Raw genomic sequence first — 6806 nt, 5'->3', positions numbered from 1 at the left:
CTGATGCCTAAAAATATCATCCACAATACATCAGATAAAGCATAGCGTTGTCCCTGACTTCGACGTGAATCTGGTAAATCTTTGAAAAATTCATTTAGTGTCATATTCCATATAATATTTGGTCAAATGTAACAAAAAAATAGAACTTAACAGCCCTGCTTGTACGAGTACCTCCCCTATCCGGATGTCGCCTCTGATGAGCGATACAAAAAAATTACGGCCCGACTGGTTCTAAGTCACCGTACGGGATTTCCGAACTGGCGCAGAAACCGGCGATCTTCCGAGCTTTCGATGCGATTTGCACCGAATGAACGATTTGGCTATTCAGGAGAGGGATTTGTATACCTGCAAAAAGTAGTTGAAAAAATAACGGGACAGCTCATCAACGATTTTATGGAAGAGCGTGTACTCAAACCCTTAGGAATGACGCACCGTGGTTATGTTTGGAAGCCTTTTTTTGATGCCAATGTGGCACAGCCCCACAACGAAGAAGGGAAAGCAGAGCAAAAAGGGAAGCCTCAACAGGCCAATATGGCCTATTCGCTGCACACTACAGCCAATGATTATGCCCGATTTGTGACTGCCCTTCTTAACTCAACGGGGCTAAATAAATACTATAAGCCAAATGCTCAGCCCCCAGGGTCAACTGCCCAAACGTTTTTCCAGCTCCGCCATGTTGGCCCCTTATTCCTTCTGGGGATTAGGCATTGGCTTGGAACAAACGCTCACCGACACCTATTTCTGGCACTGGGGCGACAACGGCGCTTTCAAATGTTTTATTATGGTAAGCGTGACTCGTAAAGAGGGCATTATTTATTTTACCAATGGCTCCAACGGTTTGGACTTTGCCGATGAACTCGTCCGACAAACCATTGGCGGTCAACATCCTGCGTTTGGTTTTTTAGGGATTAATTGGCAGGAAGAAGTTAAAAAACGGGGTAAAAAAGAATAAGTAAGCGCCTGCTTACCCAAATTCACTTAGTTCTAAATTTTAATAGCCTTGATGATCAAAAACGGAGGGATTATTGTGGAGACAATATACTTTTCAAAAGGATTAGGATTAGGCTCTGAAAAATTTGTACGTATTGGGTTTTCTTCCTCTTCCGATTCGTTCTCATCCTCCAACAATAGCCCCTCTTTAATACATTCTACTCTAAAACCTGCTTCAGTAATGGCGCGCCAGTATTCCTCAAGAGTACGGTGGTATCTGATCACTTTCTCACCCATCCATTCCTGTATTTTGGCCCCCTGGTTAAAGTAATGAGAGCGCTCAAATCCTCTTGAAAATCTATTTTGTGATGTTCGAAACGATGATACAATTGGATTATCAACCGATATAATCAATGCCCCATCTTGCTTTAAACTTTCTCTGATTTTAGCCAATAATTCATCCAAATTGGCAATGTAATGAAGTACTGAACAGGCGAGGGCCAAATCATAACCCGCAGCGGGATACTCCCATTGATTAATATCCGCTTCAATAAATTCCGCTCTTTCCTCCTTGACAAGCGCTTTACCAAAGCCAAGCATTTTACGGGATGAGTCTATTCCGGTGTAGGTGCTTGCTCCTCTTGCCAATAATTCGTTCGCCCATGCACCGTAGCCACATCCTAAATCCAATACGGAGCCGGTTAATTCAGAACCCAGCAAAGACAAAATAATGGGCTTTTCAATCACTTCATTAGGACACCTTTTCCACGTCCTGTACCTGACATATTTTCCCAGTACGCCTTGTTGATCGTAAAAATCATGGCCATGATGAGCTTCCATTGAATAGCAGCGATTAAGTTGAGTAATGGGGACCACTTACCGTAACCTCTTTGATAACACCTTTCAAAAAGGCATACTTTCAATAACTTAAAGGTCAACTAATCATACAGTTACTTAGTTCATTCAAAATAGGAATAATGAAACTGATGGAATCAGTCTAACGAAAAGAACCTGAATTATACGGTATCCAATGCAGCAATTTGTGGTTTGTAAGCCTCGGGAAGAATCACATTTTTGAGATAGTTCTCAATTTTCAATAATCGCAGGAACTTGTAGGTAATAATCGCCGAAGTAAAAATGGGGAGATTCCCAAGTTTAAGAAGTTTGTTAACTCTTTTAGGAACAACCAAAATTTGAGCTTTTTTAAGAATGAAAAATCGACCGGAACCTAAGTGTTTCTTATACTGTCGGTAAAGATCAAGGGTAAAATCGCTCGAAAGTAAGTTTTCCTGAATGTGTTCTTGGCGCATTTGTTGCCAGCTATCAAAGTTGGTTGGTAAGCCACCAATCCCCATTCTAACTCCTACGCGGTTAAATACATCAAAGGCTTCTTCTTTTTCTTCAGGAGTTAATTTTCGCTCCAATAACTCAAAAGCCCGGATGGAATAGTCAATAAGCATAAAAAGAACATCCTGATAAGCCCAATCGGGAATTTGGGCTGCCCGTTTTTGCTCCACTGCCCGGTGAATCGAACTGATTTTATCAATGGCAAAAAGTGCCTGATCGTATTCGGCAAAAACGATTTGTCGGGCGTAAGATACGGTCGAAAATAAACGTCCCAGCGGGTCAGAAGGTAATTTGCCAGTAAAATAAAGCCAATCCACCGCTTTGTTTAAGGCGAATTCGGCCGACGCCCCTGCAAAAATAAAAAGTACCGTATCGGCTTTTCCCCAGATTTTCCTGACAATAGAATCAGGCGCTACAAAGTATTCCATTTTGATGATGTTGGATTAAATTTCGTTTCGATTAACAAAATAAACAAGGCACCGACGGTGTAGGCAATCATATCGATCCAAGAAAAGCCCGTACCCATGACAACCCTTGCAAATTTGAACTGTTCCAATCCTAAAATTTCTACGTATTTGAAATATTGCAAGGTTTCTATCAAGTACGAAAAGAGTAAAACACTTAGTAAGGCAGGGTATAATTTAAAGCGGGTAAATCCTCGAACGGTGGCATACATCAAAATAACAACCAAAAAGTCGCCACCAATCGGACGTAAAAAAGCGTCATGTACAAAAAGCGCAATCACTATTTCGATTACCAGCATGACCAATGCAATGGTTAAATACGATTTATGTAAAATCATTTTATTTTTTAAAAGTACTTTTTATTACAAAGTAAAATAAAAATACTGATTATGTCAACAGGGATATTGAATTAGCTTAGGTTGACAGAACAAATCAGTTACATGAACCTAAAATCGAAAAAGTGGGTATGAAAAAGTAGCAAAACTATCAGTCGATGATTTTTCAAAAAAATGCCTCAGAAGCATCAGAAAGGCCATAAAACAAAAAAAGCTCAGATTTCTCTGAGCTTCCAAGCGGTCCGGACGGGACTCGAACCTTACAATTTCACCAAACTTTATTTAACCTAAAGTATCCTGATTATCAATAGGTTAAATAATATTAGGATTAAATAAGATTCAGTAAAATTCATATTAATTCAAAAATGTTTACAGCCACGTTTACAGTTTTATTAAAAAACGTATCTTTGTCATGGTGCTGCTGTACCGTTCGATTTCAACTTTAAAGACATGGCAAAGGTATTTTTCAACTACTATCTTGGAGATGTACATTCCTCCAAACCCACCCCGATAACCCTAAATGTTCGCTATGATGCCGGCACACTGAGGTATCCGACAGGGCTAACGGTAATCCCCAAACATTGGAACGGAAAAGTGTTAGCAGGGGATTCCAGCCGAATGGAAAAAAATGCGACCCTTTCTAACATCAAAACGGCTGCGGAAAATGTATTTCGTCGGTTTGTAAATGATACCAACAGAACACCTACCAGAGAAGAATTGCGCGACCTCTACAACCAAACACCTGAAATAAATCCCCATCCGATTACGGAAAAGAAAAAACTTGATTTGCTTGGATTCATAGAGCAATACCTCAAAGACTGTGAAACGCGCATTGTTGACAGGACGGGTACTGCTATGACCCAAAGTACTTTGTTCACTTACCAAAACGCCTTTCGAGCATTGCAGGAGTTCAAAGACAAATACTACAAAAAAAGTAAGTTCGACTTTGAAAACATCGACGGGGCATTTTACACGCAATACCGGAAGTTTTTAACCAACGATAAGCAATTTGCCACCAATACAGTAGGTAAGCACCTACGTAAGGTAAAAACGTTTCTAATGGAGGCTCAAATAAACGGGCATCTGCCAAACTTCAACCCTCGCCTTTTTAAATCAGTGGAGGAAAAGACCGACGCGATTTACCTAAATGACAGCGAACTCAAACACCTCTTTTACCTTGATTTGTCCAAAAACACCAGATTGGAACGCGTACGTGATTTGTTCATCGTTGGGGCAAGGACCGGTTTACAGTTTTCGGATTATTCAAATATTCAAGCAAAAGACATAGACTTAACAAATGAAGAAATTACGATAACACCCAAGAAAACTCAAGACACGATTGTCATTCCCCTAAACGACGACGTGAAGGCGATAATGAAACGTTATGAAGGCAAAACCCCTAATTCCCTCCCCGAAACATTGAGCAACCAAAAAATGAACGATTACCTAAAGGAATTGGGCAAGTTGGCTGGATTTGAAGAACTTATTGAAACCTCCATGACCAAAGGCGGTAAAAAAATTACTATCCAAAGACCCAAGTACGAACTAATGACAACCCATGCCGCAAGGCGTTCTTTTGCTACCAATGAGTATTTGGCAGGTACAAGTATGGAGTTGATACGGGCTATAACGGGACACAGGACCGAAAAGGCATTTATGAAGTACATCAAACTTACCCCACGCGAAAAATCGGATATGCTGCGGCAAATCTGGAAACAGCGCAAAGAAAATGCCATTGAAGCACCCAAAGAAGCACGAATCATTAAAATAGCATAGGTGTAATGACATTTGACCAATACGGATACTTAACACCCTATGAAGTGATTGAAACTGACATAGAAACCTTTGAGGAGGTGTTTGTCAAAGGATTTCCAAGTTCTTCTACGCGGTCAGCGATTTTTAGAGAGTATTTAACCTACCTCGACCAATTGCGCCAAATTATAGATGGAGCGTTTTATCAGTGGATTGACGGAAGTTTTACAACTCAAAAACCAAATCCTCGTGATATTGATGTAGTGACGTTTGTAGATGCCTCTTTTTTTGATGCCAACGAACAATTGTTGAGAGATTGGAATAGGCAGAGTTACGTAGATGCCTATTTTGTTCGGATTTTCCCAAAAGAACACCGACAACGAATATTTTACGAATCAGATTATTTACGGTGGTTGCATTTGTTTGGCCGAAGCCGTGAGAAGAAATCCAAAGGAATTATTCAACTACAATTTTAGGACAATGACAACGATAGGGAATTATGAAGAATGGGCGGTAAGGGTATCGCGCCTGTTAGAATTGGTTGCAATGGACAATGATGCAATAAAAATGCACCAAGAAGGCGATAGCCCCGCATTAATCATTGAACAGTATCAACGTTTGAGAAACGAACACTTGGACGAATTGCGCGAACTGTTGAAAGATACAGGAATGACAATACAACTGATTAATATGAGTAATGCAGCGTAAATCATGGAAAATAAACAATATAAATTCCCCATGTTTTTTACCTTTGATTGGGTGTTAAGTAGTCGTTCATCAAGTAATGTGATGGATGGTGATAGCGTGGATGTTTTGGATTTCAAAAAAGATTATTTAGATAAAGGGATTTTAAGAATTGAAACTGAGAGCGATTTCCCTTATGAATGTCGCCAAATTATAGAGGCAGACCAAAAATCGGCTGCATTTGCTAAGTATGGCATTCGATTGCCATTTGATACTCTGCAAGAAAGAGAGTTTTATGAAGGAGAACTTAATTATTTTTATTCGCACACTTTCGTTGAACCTAAAAACCAAGAAACTGAGGATGGTCTTTTTTTAGAAAAACTTATTCAGATTCATGGTATTTACTTATATACAGACCTTATTTACAATCAAGAACTTACAGCTTTTCTAAATTTTCAGTTCATTGGGTTTAGTGAGAAAGGGGAAACTACAGAATACCTAAACCATTTGGAGGTATTACTCCATAACTTTAACAGTAATAAACCTAAAGAAATAATACTAAGGCAGGTGCTGATTGATTGGATAAACCAAAAAAGAGAAAAATTAATTATACAAGGCATTGAACCATCTCCACAACCTAAGCCTCTTAATAGCAAAGCTTTTTTTATCCTAATCTATTTTCTTGGACGTTTAGGTATCGTCCAATCATTTAAGATTCAAGACCGAACAAACGAGAATAAGAAAATGATTAGGATAGCTGCTGAGACTGCAATGAGAGAATTTGGGGGGGAATATAACATAGAAACTTTACAAAGATATTCTACTGATATAAACTTTATGACTGTTAAGATTAGAAAAAATTATATTCCGATGGTAGTAAAAATTATAGAAAATAAATATCCGGCAAGTCAGCGTGATATTGCAGGCATTCTAAATGAATTTGAACGTCATTGAAAGAAAGGACAAAAAGGATTTTTCCTAAATTTTTCCCTTTAATCTTCCTGAACACCTTTGCAGCGTCATTTAAACAAAACGACGTATGCAAATCCAATTAATCCAAATCACCCCTGATGCACTGGCTACCCTGTTAGCCGACTCGGTAGAGGCTGTACTTACCAAACGCCTCCAAAACTTCAACGCTCCCCCCTCAGAAAAGCTTCTTAGTCGTAAAGAGGCCAGGTTGAACGCACCTAATAATCTTAATTTAGGGCATAGGTCAAAAATAGCCATATAATTGTTGTTGGTTGTATTTTTGAGGATGGAATGGAAAAAAATATTTGACGAAGTGCCTGAT

General features: G+C 39.2%; 10 protein-coding genes. 7 read left to right on the top strand and 3 right to left on the bottom strand.

What is annotated here, in order from left to right; genetic code table 11:
- Nucleotides 1-159 precede the first annotated feature (159 nt).
- Nucleotides 160-801 carry a serine hydrolase gene (locus Q0081_RS00385; RefSeq protein ID WP_298348104.1) on the top strand — a complete coding sequence of 214 codons (642 nt, stop codon included), beginning with the start codon at nucleotides 160-162 and terminating at the stop codon, nucleotides 799-801.
- Nucleotides 791-952 (top strand): hypothetical protein, encoded by a 162-nt coding sequence (locus Q0081_RS00380; protein WP_298348103.1) that lies wholly within the window; start codon nucleotides 791-793, stop codon nucleotides 950-952. Before Q0081_RS00385 ends, Q0081_RS00380 begins: the two co-directional genes overlap by 11 nt.
- Before the next feature lie 32 nt (nucleotides 953-984).
- On the opposite strand, the gene Q0081_RS00375 is transcribed toward Q0081_RS00380, so the two are convergent.
- From Q0081_RS00375 to Q0081_RS00365, 3 genes are all read right to left on the bottom strand, one after another.
- Nucleotides 985-1770, bottom strand: a complete 786-nt coding sequence (locus Q0081_RS00375; RefSeq protein WP_298348102.1) for a class I SAM-dependent methyltransferase — start codon at nucleotides 1768-1770, stop codon at nucleotides 985-987.
- A gap of 176 nt (nucleotides 1771-1946) precedes the next feature.
- On the bottom strand, nucleotides 1947-2705 hold the full coding sequence (locus Q0081_RS00370) for an oxygenase MpaB family protein (RefSeq protein WP_298348100.1): 759 nt from the start codon (nucleotides 2703-2705) through the stop codon (nucleotides 1947-1949).
- Nucleotides 2690-3079, bottom strand: a complete 390-nt coding sequence (locus Q0081_RS00365) for a DUF2809 domain-containing protein (RefSeq protein ID WP_298348098.1) — start codon at nucleotides 3077-3079, stop codon at nucleotides 2690-2692. The genes Q0081_RS00370 and Q0081_RS00365 overlap by 16 nt, the downstream gene beginning before the upstream one ends.
- Before the next feature lie 447 nt (nucleotides 3080-3526).
- Here Q0081_RS00365 and Q0081_RS00360 point away from each other — a divergent pair, with 447 nt between their 5' ends.
- From Q0081_RS00360 to Q0081_RS00340, 5 genes are all read left to right on the top strand, one after another.
- Entirely contained in the window at nucleotides 3527-4852 is a 1326-nt protein-coding gene (locus tag Q0081_RS00360) for a site-specific integrase (protein WP_298348096.1), read from the top strand.
- Nucleotides 4853-4857: 5 nt separating this feature from the next.
- Entirely contained in the window at nucleotides 4858-5304 is a 447-nt protein-coding gene (locus Q0081_RS00355) for a DUF6932 family protein (protein ID WP_298348094.1), read from the top strand.
- Nucleotides 5305-5308: 4 nt separating this feature from the next.
- The gene (locus Q0081_RS00350; protein ID WP_298348092.1) at nucleotides 5309-5536 is read left to right on the top strand and encodes a hypothetical protein; all 228 of its coding nucleotides are present in this window, start codon (nucleotides 5309-5311) and stop codon (nucleotides 5534-5536) included.
- Nucleotides 5537-5539: 3 nt separating this feature from the next.
- Nucleotides 5540-6466 (top strand): hypothetical protein, encoded by a 927-nt coding sequence (locus Q0081_RS00345; RefSeq protein ID WP_298348090.1) that lies wholly within the window; start codon nucleotides 5540-5542, stop codon nucleotides 6464-6466.
- 85 nt (nucleotides 6467-6551) lie between these two features.
- Nucleotides 6552-6746: a hypothetical protein gene (locus tag Q0081_RS00340; RefSeq protein WP_298348088.1), complete on the top strand. Its 195-nt coding sequence runs from the start codon at nucleotides 6552-6554 to the stop codon at nucleotides 6744-6746.
- Nucleotides 6747-6806: the final 60 nt, after the last annotated feature.

The organism is Runella sp., assembly GCF_027484545.1.
GTDB lineage: Bacteria > Bacteroidota > Bacteroidia > Cytophagales > Spirosomataceae > Runella.
The sequence above is the reverse complement of the archived record's forward strand: the minus strand, read 5'-3'. Positions and strand labels throughout refer to the sequence as shown.